Raw genomic sequence first — 22,484 nt, forward strand, 5'->3', positions numbered from 1 at the left:
GGAAACTATGAGTACGCCGATTTCACTCAAGCATCTGGAGTTTTTCATTAAAATCGTCGACTGCGGAGGATTGTCAGAAGCCGCGGCGCAGCTCAACGTCTCGCCATCTGCGGTCAGCAAAAGCCTGGCGGCAATGGAAGATACGTTAGGCACGACATTAATTAAACGTACCACCCGCAGTATTACCCTGACCGATGCCGGGCAATATCTCTTTAACCGCGCCAATAAGCTTTTGAAAGAATTCGATGAAACGCTGAATACCACCTCCGGTTATTACCACAGCCCGCAGGGTGAATTACGTATAACCTGCTCAATTGCGTTTGGTTATTCCCGGCTGGTGAACCTGGTGGATAAATATCGTTCCCAGTTCCCAGATGTGAATCTGTATATCGATCTCAACGATAACTTCGTGAATCTGAACGAAACGGATTTCGACATCGCCCTGCGAATCTCCACCGCACCACCGCAGAACTACGCAATGCGCAAGCTGGTGCCTGTCCGCTGGGCGTACTGCGCCTCACCCGGCTACCTTGCCAAAAAAGGCATGCCCCAGCGTCGTAGCGATCTGGTCAATCATGATTGCCTGGTTTACCCAGGTCTCACGCCAGTGCTGAAGGTGGCGGATGAACAGGATCGTCTGCATCAGTTAAAACTGCATATGCCTATCCAGGCCAACAGCAGTCTGGTATTGCTGAAATCGGTGTTAGAAGATCAGGGAGTGGCGTATTTGCCTACCTATCTGATTGGCGATCATATTCAAAAAGAAGAGATAACGCCGCTGATGCTCGACGGCACCATCACCTGCGAAACCCACGCCCTTTATGCGCTCTATTTTCCCAGTAAGTACAGCAATCCGAAGGTGCGATCGTTTATCGATTTTCTGGTGGCGGAACTCGGCCCCTTACCCGCCTGGGACAACTGGATCCCGGAGTAATCTTTGCACGTCTGAAAATGGGAGGCGCTCCACATTTTTTGCGCGATCCCCCCGTCTGGCTCTATCCTTAAGCCTATGAATAAAATTGCTGAACTCAAACGCGCCAAGCGACTGGCGCTCTCATTGCTGCTGATGGCCGCCGCTACCTTCGTCATCACGCTGTTTCTGCCGCCTAACTTCTGGGTGCTCGGGATCAAAGCGATCGCCGAAGCGGCGATGGTCGGTGCGCTGGCGGACTGGTTCGCCGTGGTGGCGCTTTTTCGACGGGTACCAATCCCGTTTATCTCGCAACATACGGCGATTATCCCACGCAATAAGGATCGGATCGGGGAGAATCTCGGTCAGTTTGTGCAGGAAAAATTTCTCGACACCCAGTCCCTGATCGCCCTGATCCGCCGCCATGAACCGGCGTTGTTGATCGGTAACTGGTTCAGCCAGCCGGAAAACGCCCAGCGAATTGGCCAGCATCTGCTGCAGATCATGAGCGGTTTTCTCGAACTCACCGACGACGCCCGCATTCAGCGGCTGATCAAGCGGGCAGTGCACAAAGCCATCGACAAGGTCGATCTCTCCGGTACCAGCGCGCTGATGCTGGAAAGCATGACCAAAAACAATCGCCATCAGGTGTTGCTCGACACATTGATCGCCCAACTTATCGCCCTGCTCCAGCGCGACAGCTCGCGGGCGTTTATCGCCCGACAGATCGTGCACTGGCTGGAGACCGAGCATCCGCTGAAAGCGAAGATCCTGCCGACTGAATGGCTGGGCGAGCACAGCGCCGAACTGGTGTCTGATGCCGTTAATTCCTTACTGGATGACATCAGCCACGATCGGGCGCATCAGATCCGCCACGCCTTCGATCGCGCCACGTTTAAGCTAATCGATAAGCTCAAACACGATCCGGAGATGGCCGTGCGGGCCGAAAGCATGAAAAACTATCTGAAGGAAGACGAAGCCTTCAACCGTTATCTTGGCGAACTGTGGGCAGACCTGCGCCAGTGGGTGAAAACCGACATTAACGCTGACGATTCGCGCGTGAAGCAGCGCATCGCCAGCGCCGGACAGTGGTTCGGCGAAACACTGGTTGCCGACAGCGCCCTGCGCGCCTCACTGAATGGGCATCTGGAGCAGGCCGCGTATAAAGTTGCGCCGGAGTTCGCCACCTTCCTGACACGCCACATCAGCGACACGGTGAAAAGCTGGGATGCGCGCGATATGTCGCAGCAAATTGAGCTAAACATCGGCAAAGATTTACAGTTTATCCGCATCAACGGCACGCTGGTCGGCGGTTCTATTGGGCTGGTGTTATATCTGTTGTCGCAAATTCCTTCCCTGCTGACGCTGGCGAATTTTTAAGGAGAAAGTAAAACCCCTGTTTTTATTTTACTTTTTATTATCATTTGCACATGTAATATAACAATTATCAAACTAACAGCGTGAAATGAGAGTCCGTATGTCCCAGGGAAGCCCCGATTCAAATCGTCATGCCATCAGCGTCGCGCTCTTTGGCATGCTGGTCTTAACGCTGGGCATGGGAATTGGACGCTTTCTGTATACGCCGATGCTCCCGGTACTGCTGTCGGAAGGTCAGTTTACGTTTGACCAGCTCTCCTGGATTGCCAGCGCCAACTACGCCGGATATCTGGCGGGAAGCCTGCTCTTCTCCTTCGGGCTCTTCCATCTTCCCTCACGTTTACGCCCGATGTTGTTAACTTCTGCGCTCGCTACCGCAGGATTGATTCTGGCAATGGCAAGCGTTAAGCAACCCGCGCTGGTGATGCTGATCCGTTTTCTGGCAGGCGTCGCCAGTGCCGGTATGATGATCTTTGGTTCGATGATCGTCCTGCATCATACCCGGCATCCCTTCGTGATCGCCGCATTGTTCTCCGGCGTTGGCGCAGGCATTTTGCTGGGCAATGAATATGTCATCAGCGGTCTGCATTTTGCGCTGTCATCACACACGCTCTGGCTGGGGGCAGCGGCAGCCTCCGCGCTGTTCTTTGTGCTACTCGTTATGCTCCTGCCATCTCGCGACCATGCGCTCCCCGCCGCCACACTGGTAAAAACAGAGCATCAGCCTATGTCCTGGTGGCTGCTGGCGCTACTGTATGGATTAGCCGGATTTGGCTACATCATTGTCGCTACATACCTGCCACTGATGGCGAAAAGTGCCGGGTCGCCGCTGCTGACGGCCCATCTCTGGTCGTTGGTCGGCATATCGATTATTCCGGGTTGTTTCGCCTGGCTGTGGGCAGCCCGACGCTGGGGGGTGTTGCAATGCCTGACGGCGAATTTACTGATCCAAAGCGCTTGCGTGGTCATGACGCTCGCCAGCGACTCCTTGCCGCTGCTGGTGATAAGCAGCGTGGGTTTTGGCGCAACGTTTATGGGGACCACTTCGCTGGTCATGCCGCTCGCCCGTCAACTTTGCGTACCGCGCAATATTAATCTGCTGGGCCTGGTCACCCTGACTTACGGCATTGGGCAAATACTCGGGCCGCTCTTAACCAGCCTGCTGGGAAGCGGCGCTCAAGCGATCGTTAACGCCACGCTATGCGGTGCCGTCGCCTTGTTTATTGCGGCACTCATCAGCCTCACACAATTATACAAACAGCGTTTCGCCTCCCCCAAAAGGGTATAATCGACAACCTTATAAACAGGTATCTTAGGATTAGTCCGCAATCAAAAGTCAACATTTAATAAACCACAAATAATCGGCAATTACCCGCCAGACAATTTATAATCCCCGGCTGTTCATTTATAAACTCAATTTAAAATGCGTAAAAATGGACATATTAACTCAGCATCAACACTATCTTCGGGAAAAGTACATGTCATGGTTTAAAAAAATACTACTGGGGTTAATTATTTTGGTGGGTTTAATTGGCACGCTAAAAGATTATAAAGACTTTGGCCTGTTTGGCGCGTTAGGATTGTTTCTTATATTCCTGTTAACAACAACATTTTTATGGCAATGGGCCTCTGGCAGGTTACCAGAGATAACCCAGCTTCAGGCCGTATTTATTTTACTGGCCAGCGCGGTAGCCTCAATTTTTGTTATCAATATGGCAATTGCCGGAAATTTGCATGTGGATTTAATGGAGGTCATGTACGTTACCATTACGCATAATCCACTTTTTTACCTGATTCTCTGCGTGGTCGCATGGGTAAAAGTGGGCATCTGGCAATGGCTGTTTAGCGGTGGACAGGTCAAAGAGAGTCAGCCAGTTTAAACACGGCAGAGGTAAAAAAGGCGTCTTAACTAAGACGCCTTTTATGCTAGTACAACAAATTAGAACTGATAGGTCAGACCTGCAACAACCTGGTTGTCGTCGTCTTTGCCGTCGAGCAGGTTAATTTTGTAACCCACATCAGCCACGATGTTTTTGTTGAAGTAGTAATCCGTGCCCAACGCTACGTATTCAGTCAGGTCATTATTGTTGTTGTCACGCGCGTGAACGTAACCCACGTTCGGACGCAGACCAAAATCAAACACATACGCAGCCATTGCTTCAAAGTGCTCAGCTTTATCCGCATCCTGAATCAGGTTGTGGGACTCGCCGTACATGGTCGCGACGTAGATGGCATTAGCATCATATTTCAGACCCGCGCCCCAGAACTCTGCGTTTTCGCCATCCCAGCCGCTTCGTTTCTGCAGAGCAGTCACCGCACTGGTGGTGTAGGCCGCAATCGCAGATACGCCGGAATCCGCAATATTGTCATAACCCAGGGAGAAGCCATAGCCATTGCCATGCTGTTTTGCCGGGCTAATGTTAGTGTCATCCTGGCCCTGGTATTGCGCGCCAATGTTTAGACCATCAACGGCTCCAAACAGATTTTTGGTGCGGAGTGTTGCAACGCCAGCAGTACGTGTAGTAAGGAAGCGGTCAGTATCTTCAAAGGAGTCGCCGCCGAACTCTGAAAGAGTGTCAGTGTAAGCTCCCACGTCGTAAGCAATACCGTAGTTACGACCGTAGTCAAAGCTAACGTCATGGCCATAATCCAGGCCAGCAAACGCCAGACGTGTATTGACGCCATTCTGAGAACCTTCTGCTTTAGAGGCATCAAACTGACTTTCAAATTGGCCATAACCGGTCAGTTGATCGTTGATTTGTGTCTCACCGCGAAAACCCAGACGCGCGTATGTACCGTCGGCATCGGTGCCGCCAGTCCAGGAATGGACCGCTTTTACTTTGCCGTACAGATCCAGTTTGTTGCCATCTTTATTATAAATTTCCGCTGCATGAACGGAGGTTACCCCTAATACCATTACAGCTAATGCCACTGCTGACTTTTTCATGTTATTACTCACTTTTAATTGTGAATTTTGCTATCAACTTTGTTATGAAGGCAGAATACCCGCATAAAAAAGCCCCCTATGGAAAAGGGGAAAACCTCTAACACACCAATGAAGGTAATAATAAAGTGGCAAGACACATATCATTTTGGGTTAAATAAAACCCGAACAGAGAGTAATTACTTAGATTCTTCGTTTACGCTCTCATTAACAGAGCGATATAACATTATTGCTTCGGCAATAATATCTTGTTTACTTTTACGGGTTTCAAATGCCAGCGTACGAACATATTCCCACAGAGAGGTATCGACACGGGCACTTAAAAGAACCATATCTTTTGAACGGGTACCCCTGGCCTTTCTAATATCGGGGTAATCTCGAGAGGGCATTATCATCTCCTGAACGCAAACACGCTTATGGCGATGAAATATGCAGTCAGTGTAAAAACATGTCAACGGCAAAATACAGTGACAATAGTAATGAAACTGTTAATAACGGACAAAAAACTGGAACAGCATTTCAAATGAAAGATAACTTGATTATAGAATAATGTGTAATTTTAACTTTACATATATTCACTTTTATTCATTTGATTAAAAAAGCCATAACTATTGACAATAAACATGACCTCAAATCAAAACATCATTACAGCCAATAAGTTACGTGCCGTTATTAATGTCTACATTTCCGTGAAGCGCCTGTTTTTATGCACTGTTATTCCGGGCTGCTTCGCTCTGACCACCGCGTAAATCAGTTTGATTCTCACTTAACACAGGCCCGTTTTGTCTAAAAATAAGCACGGAAAGGTAAAAATAAGGTAAACAATGCATTTTTTCGCATGCAAAAATAAGTTGTTTTTAATTGATATAAATCAATTTTCACCGCGTAACGACGGCGAAAAAATCATCATCTGAGGTGATGGAAACCTTTTTTTACGTGACGTTCATGACGAGAAAAAAGCGTTGTTATGCAATAAACTTTTGTGCTGAAAAGTGTCGCGCGGGCTGCAACAGCCCGCATGGGAGAGGAAGGAAAATCAGGCGTTAACTTTATCCAGCGGCCAGGAATCAAACAGATAACCATCAAAGTCGATATCATCAACATTTGAAAACTCCAGCAGGCGCTGTTTGACGTTTTCCAGATGCTGCCACATTGCCAGCTTGGCTGCGCGGGCATCCTTTTTGATTAATGCCGCCAGGATCTGTTTGTGGTCGCCCATCCACTCTTTACGGTAATGGGTATCGTCGAGGTGGCTATGGAGCTGGATCCACATCGGGTTGTTTTCACGCCACTGCCATGACTGGCGAAACAGCTCCACCAGCATGCTGTTATGCGTGGCTTCGGCTATGGCGAGATGGAACTGCATGTCGCCGCTTTCAGAACCGTTCGCTTCGCTGGAGGCCAGCTCCCGCTCTTCCAGCTGTAACGCCTGGCGCATTTTAACGATATCTTCACGCGTTGCCTGCAGCGCGGCGAATTCGGCGATATTGCTTTCCAGCAGCTGTCGCGCCTGCAGCAGCTCAAACGGGCCTGCGTCATTGCAATGATTGACATCCGTACTGTCGATGGTCTGCGCATCTGCATTGTCGAGTACGTAAATCCCGGCACCGCGGCGCACGTCCACCAGACCTTTAATTTCCAGCATAATTAACGCTTCGCGAACCACCGTGCGAGTGACGTTGAGCATCTCAGCAATTTCACGTTCCGGCGGCAAACGCTCCCCGGGCTGGTACGGCGTCTGGACAATCAGATCGCGGATCATTGCACCCACTTCCTGGTAGGGTCTTTGTTGAGAAGTGTTCGATTTCATCGTGTTATGTCCGTCAGATGCGTCAATTCAGATCCGTAGGCCGGATAAGGCACATGCGCTGCCAACTGGCACCTGTGCCATTGGCTGATGGCGACGCTGACGCATCTTATCAAGCCTACAAAAAACATTTTTTCGCCTGAACTATAGCATTTGCGGGAAGCCAAAAACAGAAAACGGGTCAACCAAATCAGCATTTTGATTGACCCGTCATACTTCGAGGATTATGCGTCAGCGCCTAACGCCGCAACGCACTCGCGTGCGCCGTGTTCACACAGCTGTTGATACGTCGCGATAATTGTCTCCACAAAATCAGCGTTTTCCGCCAGATCATGGCCAAAAATGCCGCTCAGCCCCAGCAGCGCCGTCACGCGTTCGGCCCCCTGGAACTGTTGGTTAATGCGCTGGAACTCAGCCAGCAAGGGGTCGACAACATCAATGGCCTGCCCCTGTTCATCCACGCCACGGGTGTAGCGCATCCAGCCCGCCACGCCCAGCGCCAGGTGACGCCAGTCGCTGGCGTTTTGCAGATGCAGACGCACCGGATCCAGCAGGCGCTGCGGCAATTTCTGGCTGCCGTCCATCGCAATCTGCCAGGTGCGGTGACGCAGTGATGGGTTGCTGAAACGCTCAATGAGCAGCGTCGCATAGGCGTTAAGATCGGTGCCTTCCGGCATCGACAGCGTCGGCGCTTGCTCCTGCATCATCAGCGCGAACGCCGCTTTGCGATACGCCGGATTTGTCATGGTATCAGCGATAGTTTCATAGCCGCCGAGATAGCCCAAATACGCGAGGAAAGAGTGGCTGCCGTTGAGCATACGCAGTTTCATCATTTCAAACGGCACCACATCGGCAACGAACTGCGCACCAACGTTATCCCAGTCAGGGCGACCGTTGACAAAGTTATCTTCGATAACCCACTGACGGAATGGCTCACAGGCGATAGCACACGGATCGTACACGCCCAACTGGTCGGCAATCTCTTGCAACGTTTCTGGCGTCGCCGCCGGAACAATGCGGTCTACCATGGTGCACGGGAAAGTGGCGTTAGCCTCAATCCACTGCGCCAGCTGCGGGTCGCGCGCCTGCGCCAGACCCAGCACCGCGACTTTCGCCACATGACCATTTTCACGCACGTTATCGCAAGACATCACGGTAAAGGCCGCAAGCCCTTGCTCACGACGCAGATGCAGCGCCTGTACGATGTAACCAATCGCCGATTTCGGCGCGCCTGGATTCGCCAGATCGTGTTTAATCAGCGGGTTATTGAGATCTAACTGTCCGCTGGCAGCATCGGTGCAGTAGCCTTTTTCCGTGACCGTCAGCGAGACAATTGCCGTCTGCGGGCGCGCCATAGCCTGTAAAATACCATCACAGCCGTCAAGCTCCGGGTGCAACGCTTCTTTCATCGAGCCAATCACTTTCAGCACGGTGTTGTCCGCGCCTTTTTCCGCCACGGTATACAGCAGTTGCTGTTTGCGCAGGTTTTCAATCAGTACGCGATCGTTACCCGGCATCAGGTTAACTTCACAGATCCCCCAGTCGCTGTCGGTGGTTTCCAGCAGATGATGGGTGTACAGCGCCTGGTGCGCGCGGTGAAATGCACCGCATCCCAGGTGAACAATGCGGGATTGCAGGCGCGAGCTGTCCCATGCAGGGCGAGCAACCGGCAGGTTGCTATTGGCAATTGTCGTTGTCATCGTGAACTCCAGAACCCGTTGAATGACCAACGGAAGAGAAAAGAAAAAAACCGGCCAGACAGGTGACCGGCAACTCGCTTTAGCGGCTAAAGAAAGCGCGCTGGATAGCCATCTCAACGCCACGCACTTCCGCCAGCCCTTTCAGGCGACCAATCGCGGAGTAGCCTGGGTTGGTTTTCTTTTTCAGATCGTCAAGCATCTGGTGGCCGTGGTCCGGACGCATTGGGATCAGGTCCTCTTTACCCTCGGCTTTACGGCGCTGCTCTTCCTCAACGATCGCTTTCACGACTTCGTACATATCGACGTCGCCGTTAAGATGCGCCGCTTCATGGAAGGTTTTCGGGTTATCTTCACGCAGCGTGGAGCGCAGATGGGTGAAGTAAATGCGTGGGCCAAACTGTTTGATCATGTCGACCAGATCGTTGTCCGCCCGGACGCCGTAGGAGCCGGTGCACATGGTAAAACCGTTCGCCATGCTGTTGACCGTATCGACCATCCATTGCATATCTTCCACGGTGGAAACAATGCGCGGCAGGCCGAGGATTGGGCGCGGCGGATCGTCCGGGTGTACCGCCATCCGCACGCCTGCTTCTTCCGCCACAGGAATAATTGCTTTCAGGAAGACGGCAAAGTTCTCGCGCAGTGCGGCTTTATCGATATCTTTATAACGCGCAAGATGCTGGCGGAACTGGTCAAGCGTATAGCCCTCTTCCGCGCCCGGCAGACCGGCGATGATATTGCGGGTCAGACGCGCTTTGTCTTCATCGCTCATGGTGGCGAAGCGTTCATTCGCCTGAGCAATCTCTTCGGCGGTGTAATCCGCTTCCGCGCCCGAACGTTTGAGGATGTGCAGCTCAAAGGCGGCGAATTCAATCTGGTCAAAACGCAGCGCTTTGGAGCCGTCCGGCAGGACGTATTCCAGGTCGGTACGGGTCCAGTCGAGAACCGGCATGAAGTTGTAGCACACGGTACGAATGCCGCACTGGGCCAGGTTACGCAGGCTTTGCTGGTAGTTGGCGATCCACTGCTGATAGTTACCAGAACGGGTTTTAATGTCTTCGTGGATCGGTACGCTTTCGACGACCGACCAGACCAGGCCCGCCTGCTCAATAATGGCTTTGCGTTTTAGGATCTCATCAACCGTCCACACTTCCCCGTTCGGGATATGGTGCAAGGCGGTGACCACGCCCGTGGCACCCGCCTGACGTACATCCGCTAAGGTGACCGGATCGTTAGGACCATACCAGCGCCATGTCTGTTCCATCTTTTATTCCTCATTTACGTTATGGACTCGACGATATGGCACATAAATTCCTCCTTTTGGTATGACATGTCAACCTGAAGAAATGAATTGGTTAACCAAATCACGATTTCTGCTGATTAGATCGCCATTTTACAGCCAGGAAGCGCAGTAAAGATGTAAACATGTAACGCAATGTGACATTCATCGCATCAATGGTTAACCAATACGGATAACATCTCAACCAAAATCATAATAGTTCAACCAATAAAGGTAGACGTTATATGCATGTTCTCAATATTCTGTGGGTCGTATTCGGCATCGGTCTGATGCTGGTGCTCAATCTAAGATTCAAAATAAACTCGATGGTCGCCCTGCTGCTGGCGGCGCTCTCGGTCGGCATGCTGGCGGGTATGGACTTAATGGCGCTGCTGCACACCATGAAATCCGGCTTTGGCAGCACGCTGGGTGAGTTGGCGATTATCGTGGTATTCGGGGCAGTCATCGGTAAGCTGATGGTCGATTCCGGAGCGGCGCATCAGATTGCTCATACGCTGCTGGCGCGACTCGGGCTGCGCTATGTGCAGCTGTCGGTGATCATTATTGGTCTGATTTTCGGCCTGGCGATGTTCTATGAAGTGGCGTTTATTATGCTGGCGCCGCTGGTGATCGTCATTGCCGCAGAAGCGAAGATCCCGTTCCTCAAGCTGGCGATTCCTGCCGTTGCCGCCGCCACCACCGCCCACTCTCTGTTCCCACCGCAGCCTGGTCCGGTCGCGCTGGTTAACGCCTACGGCGCTGACATGGGTATGGTCTACATCTACGGTATTCTGGTGACTATTCCGAGCGTGATCTGCGCCGGGATTATCCTGCCGAAGTTCCTCGGCAACCTCGATCGCCCGACGCCGTCATTCATGAAGGCCGACGTACCGGTTGACCAGAACAATCTACCGTCTTTCGGCATCTCTATTCTGGTTCCGCTGATCCCGGCGATCATCATGATCTCCACCACCATCGCCAACATCTGGCTGGTGAAAGGAACGCAGGCGTGGGAAGTGGTCAACTTCTTAGGCTCCTCGCCAATTGCGATGTTTATCGCCATGATTGTCGCCTTCGTGCTGTTTGGTACCGCGCGTGGTCACGACATGCAGTGGGTGATGAACGCCTTTGAAAACGCGGTGAAAAGCATCGCCATGGTGATCCTGATCATCGGCGCGGGCGGCGTACTGAAGCAGACCATTATCGATACCGGCATCGGCGATACCATCGGCATGCTGATGTCGCACGGCAATATTTCTCCGTACATCATGGCGTGGTTGATAACCGTGCTTATTCGTCTGGCAACCGGTCAGGGCGTGGTCTCAGCCATGACGGCAGCGGGGATTATCAGCGCAGCCATTCTCGACCCGGCAACCGGTCAACTGGTGGGCGTCGATCCGGCGTTGCTGGTACTGGCGACGGCGGCAGGCTCCAACACCCTGACCCATATCAACGATGCCTCGTTCTGGCTGTTCAAAGGCTACTTTGACCTGTCGGTGAAGGATACGCTGAAAACCTGGGGTCTGCTGGAGTTGGTGAACTCCGTGGTTGGCCTGGTAATCGTGTTGATCATCAGCATGATTGCATAACGTCGATACCGCTCTGGCCCACAGCCCAGAGCGGTTCTTTCTCCTGCCTTAACAATCCTCAATAATCAGATACACCGCCTTCACCGGGCCATGCACCCCAACCACCTTGATAAGCTCAATATCCGCCGTCGAGCTGGGTCCGCTGATAATGTTAATGCACGACGGCATACGCTCACCGGCCTGCGCTTTCTGATGCAGTTTTTCTGCCAGTTGCGCCACGCGCGGCAGGATGGTGCTTTTACGCAGCACGAAAATCGAGGACTCCGGCAACAGGCTCAAAGAACGCCCGCGCTCCGGCGCGGAAAACAGCACCACGCCGCCGGACTCGGTCAGGCCATACTCGGCATACACTACGCCGACTTTCGCCTGCTCGGCCTCGGTAATATTTTCGCTGCCTCGCGCCGGATCCCAGACCACGGCGTTGCATTCCTGCTGCAAGCGTTCGGTGATGCCCAGCGCCACCAGTCGGCTGTCGCCGCTCAGCACTACCGGCTGACCCAATTCTTCACACAGGCGTAGCGCTGCTTCTGCGGCCTGGTCCTCGCGAGTCAGTTCACAGCGGGCCAGCATCACTTCGCTGGCGAACTGGATAAACGCATCGCAGCGCTGCTGCGGGCTAAGTTCGGTCAGGCGCTCGTTGGCATAATTGTTAACCGGCGCGGCATCCGCTTGCGGTTCGAAACGCGGCGGGCGACCCAGCGCCTGGGCGATGGTGTTTAAAAACGCGGTACGGTTATCCATTCTTTTTCTCCTGCGCCTGATGTTTCTTAAACCAGCTGCGGAAGCTCTCGCCGTCAGCATCAGGCAGATCGCGCGCCTCCATCCAGTCACCAATCGCGCCAACCTTGAGCGGGGTTTTCCCGCCATTGATAAACCAGCTTGCCGCATGCGCGCCGGCCATCATCCCCACTTTCCACAGCCCCGGATGGCTATTGGCATAAGAGAACATTTTGATCGCCCGTCGCTCAGCTTTCGGGGTAATGCCCTCCTCGGCCATCACCCGGCGATGACGCAGGATCAGTTTTGACAGCGGAATACGCACCGGGCAGACGCTGTCGCAGGCCGTACATAAGGAACAGGCGTACGGCAGATCTTTAAAATCTTTATAGCCGCCGAGCAGTGGAGAAATCACCGCGCCAATAGGACCGGGATAGATCGAGCCATAGCCGTGTCCGCCAATGTGGCGATACGCCGGGCAGGTGTTCATACAGGCCCCGCAGCGGATGCAGCGCAGCACATCGCGAAACTCAGAGCCCAGCACCTGCGAGCGACCGTTATCGACAATCACCAGATGGAACTCTTCCGGTCCGTCCACGTTATCCGCCTCACGCGGGCCGGTCAGCCAGGTGTTGTAGCCCGTCAGACGTGCGCCCACGGCGCTGCGCGCCAGCATGGTGATCAGCACATCCACATCAGCAAAGGTTGGCGCGATACGCTCCATGCCCATCACCGCAATGTGCGTTTTCGGCAGCGTGGTGCACATGCGCGCGTTGCCTTCGTTGGTCACCAGGCATACTGAACCGGTTTCCGCCACGGCAAAGTTACAGCCGGTAATACCGATTTCGGCACTCAGGAAATCCTCGCGGATCTTCTGGCGAATGAACAAGGTCATGGCTTCCGGGGTTTCCGGGCCGTCATACCCCAGACGCTCGTTCAGCACGCGGCGGATCTGATAGCGATCTTTATGAATAGCCGGCACCACGACGTGCGAAGGCGGATCCTGATCCAATTGCAGGATATATTCGCCGAGATCAGTTTCGATCACCTGGATTCCCGCATCCTGCAGGACATGGTTGACGCCGATCTCCTCGGTCACCATCGACTTGGACTTCACCACCTTCTTCGCGTTTTTGCTGCGCGCGACCTGCAGAATGTAGGCGGTGGCCTCTTCTTTGGTTTTGGCGAAATAGACGTGACCGCCGTTTTGCGTCACTTTCTCGGAGAGTTGATACAGATAAGCGTCGAGGTTGCTCAGCACGTGATCGCGGATCTGGCTGGCACGATCGCGCCAGTCTTCCCAGTGGCCTAACTCATCGACCATTTTTTGTCGATTTGCGCCAATACGCTCCTGCGCATTGGCCACGGCTTTGCGCATGATCGGATCTTCTATCTGCTGACGAATGCGCAGTTTAAATTCTACATCGCTGGTTTTTATCGACATCTCTTTCCCCTCAGCGGCTCATCAGCACTTCAGCAATATGCATCACTTTGACCGGCTGGCCTTCCCGTTGCAGTCGACCGCCAATGTTCAGCAGGCAACTGACGTCTGCGCCAATCAAATATTCCGGCTGCGCATCCATCAAATGTAAGACTTTCTCTTTCACCATCTCGCCGGATATCTCGGCCATTTTGACCGAGAACGTCCCGCCAAAGCCGCAGCAAGTGTCCTGATCGGCAAACGTCAGCAGCTCCAGCCCGCGCACGTTTTTCAGCAGCGCGAGCGGCTCTTCCTTCACCCCCAGCTTCCGAGTCAGGCTACAAGAGGGATGATAGACAGCGCGGCCCTGCAGGCTCGCGCCGACGTCCACCACGCCCAGATTGTTAACGATAAAGGAGGTGAGATCCTGCATACGCGCGGCAACCTTTTCGGCACGCAGCGCCCATTCCGGTTCATCGGCCAGATACGTCGGATAACTTTTTACCGCGTAGGTACAGGAGCCTGCTGGCGAGATAATCGGATCGTCGTTGTCTTCCAGGGCGGCGATCAGGTTTTTCATCCCAGGGATCGCCTCTTTGATGTAACCGCTGTTAATGGCTGGCTGACCGCAACACCCTTGCTTCTCGGGGAAATTAACGCGACAACCCAGTTTTTCCAGCAGCAATACGGAGTCTCGTGCCATCCGTGATTTCAGTGCGTCACCAATGCAGGTAACAAAGAAATTTACATTCACAATAACTACTCCATTGCTTCATTTCTGTTTATTGCGCTTGATATCGCGATATCAAGCAAAGGTTCAGCCGTATTTCACGCCCAGTTTTTCTGTTTGCTGTTTTTACTAATGCCTGGGTTCATGGTGATGCTCGGGTCGTTTTCCTTTGATGCCGACTCTCCGCTTCTTAAGTCAGGACAGTCGCATATGTCTGTATTTTCATTTGTATGACAAAACCAAATAATCCCCTAATCAACCCCCATATGCAACAACCAGGTTTATTTCTTTCGGTCTCGCTCACATTTTTATATTTAAAACCACAGCGTTATGAACACCTTAATAACAGTTTCAGGTGCTTACTATTCTCATCGCCAGCATTATTAAAAAGGTTATCATATAACTATTTATAGGTATTCAACTTACTCTTAAGTATATTTACCTGGCATTGGATTTTAATTAAAAGATTACAATAGTTACAAAACTACAAATCATAATTACTTTATTCACTGAAGCGATTCAGTTTACATACTTTATTAACCCAGCAATGTAGCCTCCCCACCATAAATATAAATCAGGTTTAATGAACCAATCAGGAATAGCAATGAACGAATATTTTATGTTTGCCCTGGCACTCTCTCCTTTACTACTGATGGTATTTTTAATATTGAAATTGAAAATGCCCATCCATTATTCCGTGTTGATCTCTTTGGTATTCACTGCCGCGCTGTCGGCCATATTCTGGGAAATGCCCGTACAGAATCTGAAAGCCGCGATAGGCTATGGCGCCCTGAAGGGGTTATGGCCGATTGTGATTGTGATCCTCGGCGCCATCTTCAGTTATAACGTCATGCAGACGACCAAGGCGCTGGATATTCTGCGCGATATTCTCGCCAGCATTAGCGAAGATAAGCGTATTCAGGTGCTACTGATTTCATGGTGCTTCGGCGGATTCCTTGAAGCCGCGGCAGGTTATGGCACTGCGGTCGCCATTCCGATCGGCATTCTTATTGCGCTGGGATTCAACCCGCTGAAGGCGGCGATCGCTTCTCTCGTGGCGAATACCGTTCCCACCGCGTTCGGTGCGGTCGGGATCCCGGTTTCTATTCTGGCGGAACAGGTTAACCTGCCGGTGTATACCTTAGGCGGAACCATTATTCTGCAGCTCGCGCTGTTTAATATCCTGCTGCCGTTTGTCATTGTCTGCATTATTGGCGGCGGCCTGAAAGCCATTCGTGGCGTATTTCTGATCACGCTGATTTGCGGCATCACCACGCTGGTTCCGCAATATTTTGTCGCCATCCATCTTGGCGCGGAATTGCCCGCCTTTGCCGGTAGCCTGGTCAGCCTGTTTGCCGTGGCGATGGTCAGTCGCCTGCGCAAAGGGAAAACCGATCCCGAGTGGCGCATTGAGGTCAGCCATACCCGCGAAACCACGCCGCGCTCGGCAAAAGTGTTGTTCCGCGTAGGCTCTATCTATCTGTTTATTTTTGTTTTTATCCTGCTGTGCTCACCGCTGTTCCCGACGATCAAAGGCGCGGCGTCCCAACTGGCCTCGGTGCTGCATTTCACGCTCGCAGACGGCAACACGCTGGCGCTGAAAGTTGAATGGGTGACCACGCCGGGGATGCTGATCATCTTTGCGACCCTTATCGGCGGTTTTATTCAGGGAGCGTCCGCACGCGGGATGCTGGAAGTGTTTATCAAAACCATTTTCCAGCTTAAAAATTCCATTGTGGCGATTATGGCGATTGTCGCGCTGGCCACGGTAATGGATCTCAGCGGGATTATCTCCACGCTGGCCCAGTCGATTGTCGATCTGACCGGCAGTTCCTACGTCTTCCTTGCCCCAGTGATTGGCGCGCTGGGCACGTTTGTTACCGGCAGCGATACCAACTCGAATATTTTGTTCGGCAAACTGCAAACCATTGCCGCCAGTAAACTGCATATCGATCCCAACTGGCTCGCGGCGGCGAATACTTCTGGTGCAACGGGGGGGAAAATGATTTCGCCGCAGAGTATCGCCATTGCGGTTTCAGCCACCAAAATGGACGGACAGGCCAACCAGATAATGTCTGGCACCATGAAATACTGCTGCGCCTACATTGTGATCCTCGGCCTGAAAGTTGGTCTCTTTTATTACTGGTTTATGGCGTAATCCATTGTCAACCCCGTCAAATTCACGGCAACCGTATTTGACGACGCGGTGACCAAAAAGGTTTACACCGCTTCAGGATCGAAACGAAGCGACTGGCTTTACGATTTGTCGGCGCTGACTAAAATAGCGCCGATGTTTCAAATCGAGGATTGTTGTTATGTTGTTCTGGAAAAAGATGGTGAAGAAGTTCGACGCCTTTTCCGCGTTGATCCCACCACGCTACTTCCGCGTGTAATGCCTGGCGCTAATGCCTGATGGCGCTTCGCCAGTCGGGCCTACGTTTCACGCTCATTTGTAGGCCGGATAAGGCGCAAGCGCCGCATCCGGCAGCAGAGAAAAATGTTCTCCCCTTTCACTTACGCAGCCCGCACGCTCTTAACACCCTGACCCGCAGACGAAGCCATGCAAAACGGTAGATCAGCGGATGCTGAAATCGTAGCAGTGTCAGAAACATATAGCCTCCTTGCGGCGCTACAGCACCGTTGCCTGATAGCGAATTTGCGGCTCCATTATCTGGTGACGCGCGTCTATCAGCCGCAGTTCATACGAGTCGTGCTCTTTCGTCAGCCGCATCACCGCGTCGACGACACTGGTGGTCCGCTCCAGCGCCTGCTTGTCCTCATAACCGTTGAGCAGTGAAGCCAGCATCACGCTGCAAATCAGATCCCCAACGCCCACCGGCATTTTGGCAAAGGTATACAGCGGCCGGGCGATGTGTAACGTCTGTTCCGCCGTCACCAGCAGCATTTCAAACGCCTGTTTGTCGCGCGAGCAGTCGCCGAGATGTTTCACCAGCACCTTCTTCACGCCCCACGCCACCAACTGCTGCGCCGCTTCCACCACCTCGTCAAAACTACGTAGTTGTCTGCCCGTCAGCACGCCCAGCTCATAGAGATTCGGCCCCATCACATCGGCCAGTTGAATGGCGTCATCGACAAAAAAGGACTCCACGCCCTGCGCGACGATGCAGCCTTTTTGCGGGTCGCCCATTACCGGATCGCAAAAATAGAGCGCCTGCGGATTACGCTGGCGAATGGTGGTGACCGCGAGCTTCACCTCTTCGCAATGGCGTTTGTCCCCGAGATACCCGGACAGCACGGCATCGCATTGCGCCAGTTTTTGCAGGTCATCCAGCCCGCTGATGATGGCGCTCAACTCGCCGTGCGGCATCGCCATGCCCTGCCACATCCCGTACTGGGTGTGGTTGGAAAACTGTACGGTGTAAAACGGCCAGACATCGATCCCCGAGAGCTGCATCGGCAACACGGCGGCTTTATTTCCGGCATAGCCATAAACGACTGACGACTGAACAGACAACACGTTTTTCATTTTGACTCCGTCTAGCGAAACGTTGGCAGCAGACCAAATACGTCCAGAACAACCGTCAGATAGACAACCGCCCCACAGACAATGACCAGATTGAGCACGGTGTTATTACACGGCGCGGTATAGCTGGCGGTCGGAAAACGTTTCCGCGCCGCTTTCACCAGGAACGGCGGCAGGATCACGCTCCAGATGGTAAAGGCCAGACCGGCGTAACCAATGGCGTGCACAAACCCGTTCGGGAAGAAGAAGCACACGGCGGCTGGCGGGAAGTAGGTCACCAGCGCGGTTTTCAGGCGACCCATGCCGTCATCCGGGAAGTGAAACAGGTCGGCGATGTAATCGAACAGGCCAAGCGTCGCCGCCAGCAGGGAACTGGCTACCGCAAAGTTGCCGAAGAAGGTCAGGATCAGATCCATATAACGGCTGGTGAACAGCCCGCTGATAGCCTCGACAAACACGTCGATATTGCCGCCTTTGGCGATAATTGGCGGGAACGAGGAACGGCTGATGTTGCCCATCGTGACGCCCAGCCAGAAGATATACAGCAGCAGGGCAAACAGCGTGCCGATGATAATCGAACGCGTAATATTTGAGATCCCGCTCGTGCCATACAGCTTCACCAGGCTCGGCACGTTACCGTGAAAACCAAACGAGATAATGCAGAACGGCAGCGTCATCAGGATATACGGCAGGTACTGCGAATTGGGCAGCGCCACCGCCACGCTGTCGACGAGTTTCGCCACTTCGATATGACCCACCAGGCCAGAGAAGGTGGCAAAGAACGCGATAAACTTACCGATAATCAACACGGTAGTAATACGTCCAACCAACAAGGAGCTGTACCAGGCAATCGCCCCGACCAGCATACTGACGATCACCACCGAGATATTCGCCGGAAAGCGCACGCCGCTGTATTTGAACACGGTTTGCGCCATCACCGCCGACGAACCAGATATATAGGCATAGGTCAGAATATACAGCACAAAGCCGAAAGCGATACCGACCACAATATTCCACTTTCGGCCTAATAAATCCTGAGTAAAAGTATTAAAACTGGCACCAGCGCCATAATGCAGGTTAACTTCGACCAGCATCAGACCGGTTAATAACATCATGATGGCGATAAACAGAAGAATAACTGACGCACCGGGGAACCATACGCCAGCCATCGCAATCGGCAGGGAAAACATCCCTCCACCCACTACGGTCGCGATAACCAACATGGTTCCGCTAATCAGTCCGGGGGTACTACTCTGTCGCTCAATGGCATTAATATCCATGATAAATGTTCCTGTAGACTATTCGTTATAATTACAGCTGTCATTTGTACATCATGCGGATAATAAAAATGTCGGAGTCAGGGTTTACTTTTGTAGTTATGTCACGGTAACGGGCACCGCAAAGGCTTCCTGTTCATGGAAAAGAAATACAAAAAAGCCCCATCCTGAGATGGGGCCATAATTATTATTTAGATATAGTCAAAGCGTGCAGTAAAGAAACGGAGTTGCTTCGGCTCGTAAATAAACTTCAGCCCGCGAATATCTTCTTTGTGCTGGTAAAGTTTAATAATACCGTCAGCCACCACATCCATATGCGCGTAAGTATAAACGCGGCGTGGAATAGTCAGACGCACGGTTTCCAGTTTCGGCCTGTGGTGTTCACCGGTCACGTTATTACGGCCCGCAGAGATAATTCCGCGCTCCATACTACGTACGCCGGTTTCCACATAGATACTGGCAGCCAGGCTTTGCGCCGGGAACTCGTCCTGCGTCAGATGCTCGCAGAAGCGACGCGCATCAAGGAATACCGCGTGACCGCCCACCGGTTCAACAATCGGTACACCAGCGGCTTTCAGCTTGTCGCCCAGATAGCGAACCTGCTTCACGCGGTGCTCGATGTACTCATACTGCATGGCTTCGCGCAGACCAATCGCCATAGCTTCCATGTCGCGTCCGGCCAGGCCGCCGTAGGATGGCATACCTTCGTAAACAACGACTAACTCTTTGGCAGAAGAGAACATTTCGTCATCGTTCATGCACAGGAAGCCGCCGATATTCACCAGACAGTCTTTTTTACCACTCATGGTACAACCGTCGGCGTAGCTGAACATCTCATGCACGATCTCTGCGATGCTCTTGTTCTCAAAGCCCTGCTCTTGCTCTTTGATAAAGTAGGCGTTTTCTACACAGCGGGTAGCGTCGTAGAACACTTTAATGCCGTGTGCTGCAGTCAGTTCACGCACCGCGCGCATGTTAGCCATGGAGACCGGCTGCCCGCCTGCGAGGTTAACCGTGACTGCCAGGCAAATATAGGCAATATTCTCGGCGCCTTTTTCATCAATCAGTTTTTGTAATTTTTTAAGATCGATATCACCTTTAAAAGCAATATTCAGACCGGCATCGTGCGCTTCGTCACGAACGATATCGACAAACACCGCACCATTTTTTTCCTGGTGATAACGGGTGGTAGTGAAATACATATTCCCGGCAACATATTGCCCCGGTTTAATTGCCAGCTGCGATAACAGGTTTTCTGCGCCGCGCCCCTGGTGAGTAGGAACAATATGTTTAAAGCCAAACAGTTCCTGCACGGTTCTTTCCAGATGATAGAAGTTTTCGCTGCCCGCGTAGGCTTCATCACCCATCATCATTCCGGCCCACTGCTTGTCGCTCATTGCGTTGGTGCCACTGTCTGTCAGCAGGTCAATATAAATATCTTTCGAATTTAACAGGAAAGTATTGTATCCCGCTTCTTGCATTTTCTTAAGGCGTTCATCACGCGGGATCATAGATACAGTTTCAACGCTTTTAATACGGAAGGGTTCTGCCGGATAATTCATTTTGTTTCTCCAGTAACAGTGGTCATGTACGTATTAATGTGAAGTAAAGCATACCTGGTTCATCAATAAAGTCTGATGAAATATAACTATTCGCCTCCTGAGTCAGGGGGAGAAATAATGTGGAGGCACTATGCAAGATTTAATTGATTATGGAAATAGCCTGGTCAACATTAATCACTGGCAATAATTTAAAAAGCTGTAAATGTAGGTGATGCAAATCACACGTCATTTTTTTACCCGTTCATATTCAACAAGTTTTTTTTTGCGTGTTGATTTGCCATTTGCGATGGTGCCCCCGTGGAGAGGGGAAATACTGAAAACTTAACTTTCCAGGCTGTGCTCATACTGTATTGCTGAATGAGTACACCCCATTTTGTGAGAGTCGGATCACTTCACGGGTTTATATTTGTGATTCACATCACTAAAAGTGTAAAGCAAAGTGTACAAAACGGCGTTATTTCAGAGTTTGCTATTTGCTTCAGTGAGTTAGATCGCATTTTTGGCCTGATACACATGGGCGTTATTTTCTGGAAATGGCAGGTATCAGGAGGATGGGACAGGAATGAATTTATACGGTGAATAATACTATGTTTATTGGGATAGAGAGGATTTCTATTTATTCCGAAAGCGTGCTAATCGCGCTTATTTCATGTTATTTACATCTGGACTTCCCGCCAATTACTGGGGTAATTTACAGGGGTTTTATTAGCGCGATGCGAAGGTGCGCCAACACCTCCGCATCGCTAATCGCAGTAACTATTATCGGAGAATAGTCACCATGACTGACACGCATTGTATTGCAGTTTCATTTGATCCAGAAGTGTACGTCGCAGATAACCGTTGCCTGAAGGTGGGTTATGCGAGCGGTTATCCTGATTACAGCCGTTTGCCGGTGAAGTATGTCCAGTTTCCGTCCATCGTGATGAAGGGCCAGTGGCTTAAAGCCGCCGGATTCGACACCGGCACCCGCGTCGATGTGCGCGTCATGCAAGGCTGCATTGTGTTAACCGCCCGCACGCCCGAACCCGAAGAGTCAGAACTGATGAAATCCCTGCGCGCCGTGGAAAAGCTCTCCGCGCGTAAGCAAAAGCAGGTGCTGGAGTTTATCGGGGTGATTGCGGGGAAAGCGGTGAAGGGGTAACGGTCTTGCTAAAGGCGCCTGTGGGCGCCTTTATTAGGATGTATTGCGTCATCTTTGTTATGCCGTAGTACGTTCGTTCCAGGCGTCGGTATATTGAATATTGCCATCTACAATACACCAGGTGATTTTTTCATAGCGCAGTTGTACGCTTTCCAAATGCCCGGTTCCCGTTACCGTACGTGTGTCATGCACGATTGGTGTCACTGATACAACTTTTACACCTTCAAGCAGGGTATTAAAATATTCCACTTCCTGGCCTGCGTCGTTTATGTGATAGAACTTAAGTTCCGCACTTTGAAGTGTCTGACCTGTCGCAACTGCTTTGTAAAGGTATGGGCTGGAGGAATCGATCTCTTTGTCAAAAAGAAATGGGCCATGTTGGCGTGTGCCGGTTAGCTTTCCAGTGGCACCATCGGTTGGAATGCTAAGGTTATGTGTTAAACCACGTAACTCAATACTGCCTTCACGTCCCTGGACATCCGAGCCTCCACGAATCATCGCGCCACCATCGTCTTTTAAAAATAAATGAACGGGTACAGCCATTTTC

At 51.9% G+C, this 22,484-nt stretch carries 19 protein-coding genes; 7 read left to right on the forward strand and 12 right to left on the reverse strand.

All coding sequences use genetic code 11. The features are described 5' to 3' along the window. The first annotated feature begins 7 nt into the window (after positions 1-7). The 4 genes from HV311_RS21865 (at position 8) to HV311_RS21880 (ending at position 4,167) form a co-directional block, all read left to right on the forward strand. Positions 8-934 carry a LysR family transcriptional regulator gene (locus HV311_RS21865; protein ID WP_016151563.1) on the forward strand — a complete coding sequence of 309 codons (927 nt, stop codon included), beginning with the start codon at positions 8-10 and terminating at the stop codon, positions 932-934. A gap of 75 nt (positions 935-1,009) precedes the next feature. Beyond that, entirely contained in the window at positions 1,010-2,290 is a 1,281-nt protein-coding gene (locus tag HV311_RS21870; RefSeq protein ID WP_095715655.1) for a DUF445 domain-containing protein, read from the forward strand. Positions 2,291-2,387: 97 nt separating this feature from the next. Continuing rightward, entirely contained in the window at positions 2,388-3,575 is a 1,188-nt protein-coding gene (locus HV311_RS21875) for an MFS transporter (RefSeq protein WP_191220463.1), read from the forward strand. Positions 3,576-3,765: 190 nt separating this feature from the next. Continuing rightward, a complete protein-coding gene (locus tag HV311_RS21880) occupies positions 3,766-4,167 on the forward strand; it encodes a hypothetical protein (protein ID WP_016155598.1) in 402 nt (133 codons plus the stop codon). A 59-nt stretch (positions 4,168-4,226) separates the two neighbouring features. On the opposite strand, the gene HV311_RS21885 is transcribed toward HV311_RS21880, so the two are convergent. The 5 genes from HV311_RS21885 to uxuA form a co-directional block, all read right to left on the reverse strand. Continuing rightward, positions 4,227-5,234, reverse strand: coding sequence for a porin (locus HV311_RS21885; RefSeq protein ID WP_016155597.1), 1,008 nt, complete (start codon positions 5,232-5,234; stop codon positions 4,227-4,229). Between the two features lie 176 nt (positions 5,235-5,410). After that, positions 5,411-5,620, reverse strand: a complete 210-nt coding sequence (locus HV311_RS21890; RefSeq protein ID WP_016151558.1) for a hypothetical protein — start codon at positions 5,618-5,620, stop codon at positions 5,411-5,413. A gap of 647 nt (positions 5,621-6,267) precedes the next feature. After that, positions 6,268-7,041 carry a Uxu operon transcriptional regulator gene (uxuR, locus tag HV311_RS21895; RefSeq protein ID WP_029139754.1) on the reverse strand — a complete coding sequence of 258 codons (774 nt, stop codon included), beginning with the start codon at positions 7,039-7,041 and terminating at the stop codon, positions 6,268-6,270. 221 nt (positions 7,042-7,262) lie between these two features. Continuing rightward, positions 7,263-8,738, reverse strand: a complete 1,476-nt coding sequence (locus HV311_RS21900) for a fructuronate reductase (RefSeq protein WP_016151556.1) — start codon at positions 8,736-8,738, stop codon at positions 7,263-7,265. A gap of 79 nt (positions 8,739-8,817) precedes the next feature. Continuing rightward, positions 8,818-10,002 carry a mannonate dehydratase gene (gene uxuA / locus HV311_RS21905; RefSeq protein WP_016151555.1) on the reverse strand — a complete coding sequence of 395 codons (1,185 nt, stop codon included), beginning with the start codon at positions 10,000-10,002 and terminating at the stop codon, positions 8,818-8,820. Between the two features lie 260 nt (positions 10,003-10,262). Here uxuA and gntP point away from each other — a divergent pair, with 260 nt between their 5' ends. Then, positions 10,263-11,606: a gluconate permease GntP gene (gene gntP, locus HV311_RS21910; protein ID WP_047414558.1), complete on the forward strand. Its 1,344-nt coding sequence runs from the start codon at positions 10,263-10,265 to the stop codon at positions 11,604-11,606. Positions 11,607-11,654: 48 nt separating this feature from the next. Here gntP and HV311_RS21915 read toward each other — a convergent pair whose 3' ends face one another. The 3 genes from HV311_RS21915 to HV311_RS21925 are packed head-to-tail and all read right to left on the reverse strand — an operon-like array spanning position 11,655 to position 14,497. Further along, positions 11,655-12,347 carry a LutC/YkgG family protein gene (locus HV311_RS21915; RefSeq protein WP_016151553.1) on the reverse strand — a complete coding sequence of 231 codons (693 nt, stop codon included), beginning with the start codon at positions 12,345-12,347 and terminating at the stop codon, positions 11,655-11,657. Further along, positions 12,340-13,767, reverse strand: coding sequence for a LutB/LldF family L-lactate oxidation iron-sulfur protein (locus HV311_RS21920; RefSeq protein ID WP_191220464.1), 1,428 nt, complete (start codon positions 13,765-13,767; stop codon positions 12,340-12,342). The genes HV311_RS21915 and HV311_RS21920 overlap by 8 nt, the downstream gene beginning before the upstream one ends. Before the next feature lie 10 nt (positions 13,768-13,777). Next, positions 13,778-14,497: a (Fe-S)-binding protein gene (locus HV311_RS21925; protein ID WP_191220465.1), complete on the reverse strand. Its 720-nt coding sequence runs from the start codon at positions 14,495-14,497 to the stop codon at positions 13,778-13,780. 580 nt (positions 14,498-15,077) lie between these two features. Between HV311_RS21925 and HV311_RS21930 the strand changes: the two genes are divergently transcribed. Further along, a complete protein-coding gene (locus tag HV311_RS21930; protein ID WP_191220466.1) occupies positions 15,078-16,631 on the forward strand; it encodes an L-lactate permease in 1,554 nt (517 codons plus the stop codon). A 471-nt stretch (positions 16,632-17,102) separates the two neighbouring features. Here HV311_RS21930 and pdxY read toward each other — a convergent pair whose 3' ends face one another. From pdxY to HV311_RS21945, 3 genes are all read right to left on the reverse strand, one after another. Then, positions 17,103-17,960: a pyridoxal kinase PdxY gene (gene pdxY, locus HV311_RS21935; protein ID WP_016151549.1), complete on the reverse strand. Its 858-nt coding sequence runs from the start codon at positions 17,958-17,960 to the stop codon at positions 17,103-17,105. An 11-nt stretch (positions 17,961-17,971) separates the two neighbouring features. Beyond that, positions 17,972-19,237 carry an aromatic amino acid transporter gene (locus HV311_RS21940; RefSeq protein ID WP_016151548.1) on the reverse strand — a complete coding sequence of 422 codons (1,266 nt, stop codon included), beginning with the start codon at positions 19,235-19,237 and terminating at the stop codon, positions 17,972-17,974. Positions 19,238-19,425: 188 nt separating this feature from the next. After that, a complete protein-coding gene (locus HV311_RS21945; protein ID WP_016155590.1) occupies positions 19,426-20,796 on the reverse strand; it encodes a tyrosine phenol-lyase in 1,371 nt (456 codons plus the stop codon). A gap of 778 nt (positions 20,797-21,574) precedes the next feature. On the opposite strand from HV311_RS21945, the gene symE reads away from it, so the two are divergent. Then, positions 21,575-21,937: an endoribonuclease SymE gene (symE, locus tag HV311_RS21950; RefSeq protein WP_181632949.1), complete on the forward strand. Its 363-nt coding sequence runs from the start codon at positions 21,575-21,577 to the stop codon at positions 21,935-21,937. 57 nt (positions 21,938-21,994) lie between these two features. Here the strand turns inward: symE and HV311_RS21955 are convergent, their stop codons facing one another. Then, positions 21,995-22,480 (reverse strand): Hcp family type VI secretion system effector, encoded by a 486-nt coding sequence (locus HV311_RS21955; protein ID WP_016151545.1) that lies wholly within the window; start codon positions 22,478-22,480, stop codon positions 21,995-21,997. Positions 22,481-22,484: the final 4 nt, after the last annotated feature.

This window comes from Citrobacter sp. RHBSTW-00881, assembly GCF_013728515.1.
Lineage (GTDB): Bacteria > Pseudomonadota > Gammaproteobacteria > Enterobacterales > Enterobacteriaceae > Citrobacter > Citrobacter braakii.

Bases quoted from the DNA above. Each gene is read 5' to 3' on its own strand.
- HV311_RS21920 (WP_191220464.1), bottom strand. From the start codon at position 13,767: ATGTCGATAAAAACCAGCGATGTAGAATTTAAACTGCGCATTCGTCAG.
- gntP (WP_047414558.1), top strand. From the start codon at position 10,263: ATGCATGTTCTCAATATTCTGTGGGTCGTATTCGGCATCGGTCTGATG.
- HV311_RS21875 (WP_191220463.1), top strand. From the start codon at position 2,388: ATGTCCCAGGGAAGCCCCGATTCAAATCGTCATGCCATCAGCGTCGCG.
- HV311_RS21870 (WP_095715655.1), top strand. From the start codon at position 1,010: ATGAATAAAATTGCTGAACTCAAACGCGCCAAGCGACTGGCGCTCTCA.
- HV311_RS21930 (WP_191220466.1), top strand. From the start codon at position 15,078: ATGAACGAATATTTTATGTTTGCCCTGGCACTCTCTCCTTTACTACTG.
- HV311_RS21955 (WP_016151545.1), bottom strand. From the start codon at position 22,480: ATGGCTGTACCCGTTCATTTATTTTTAAAAGACGATGGTGGCGCGATG.
- HV311_RS21945 (WP_016155590.1), bottom strand. From the start codon at position 20,796: ATGAATTATCCGGCAGAACCCTTCCGTATTAAAAGCGTTGAAACTGTA.
- HV311_RS21915 (WP_016151553.1), bottom strand. From the start codon at position 12,347: ATGGATAACCGTACCGCGTTTTTAAACACCATCGCCCAGGCGCTGGGT.
- HV311_RS21865 (WP_016151563.1), top strand. From the start codon at position 8: ATGAGTACGCCGATTTCACTCAAGCATCTGGAGTTTTTCATTAAAATC.
- uxuR (WP_029139754.1), bottom strand. From the start codon at position 7,041: ATGAAATCGAACACTTCTCAACAAAGACCCTACCAGGAAGTGGGTGCA.
- HV311_RS21880 (WP_016155598.1), top strand. From the start codon at position 3,766: ATGTCATGGTTTAAAAAAATACTACTGGGGTTAATTATTTTGGTGGGT.
- pdxY (WP_016151549.1), bottom strand. From the start codon at position 17,960: ATGAAAAACGTGTTGTCTGTTCAGTCGTCAGTCGTTTATGGCTATGCC.
- uxuA (WP_016151555.1), bottom strand. From the start codon at position 10,002: ATGGAACAGACATGGCGCTGGTATGGTCCTAACGATCCGGTCACCTTA.
- symE (WP_181632949.1), top strand. From the start codon at position 21,575: ATGACTGACACGCATTGTATTGCAGTTTCATTTGATCCAGAAGTGTAC.
- HV311_RS21885 (WP_016155597.1), bottom strand. From the start codon at position 5,234: ATGAAAAAGTCAGCAGTGGCATTAGCTGTAATGGTATTAGGGGTAACC.
- HV311_RS21900 (WP_016151556.1), bottom strand. From the start codon at position 8,738: ATGACAACGACAATTGCCAATAGCAACCTGCCGGTTGCTCGCCCTGCA.
- HV311_RS21890 (WP_016151558.1), bottom strand. From the start codon at position 5,620: ATGCCCTCTCGAGATTACCCCGATATTAGAAAGGCCAGGGGTACCCGT.
- HV311_RS21940 (WP_016151548.1), bottom strand. From the start codon at position 19,237: ATGGATATTAATGCCATTGAGCGACAGAGTAGTACCCCCGGACTGATT.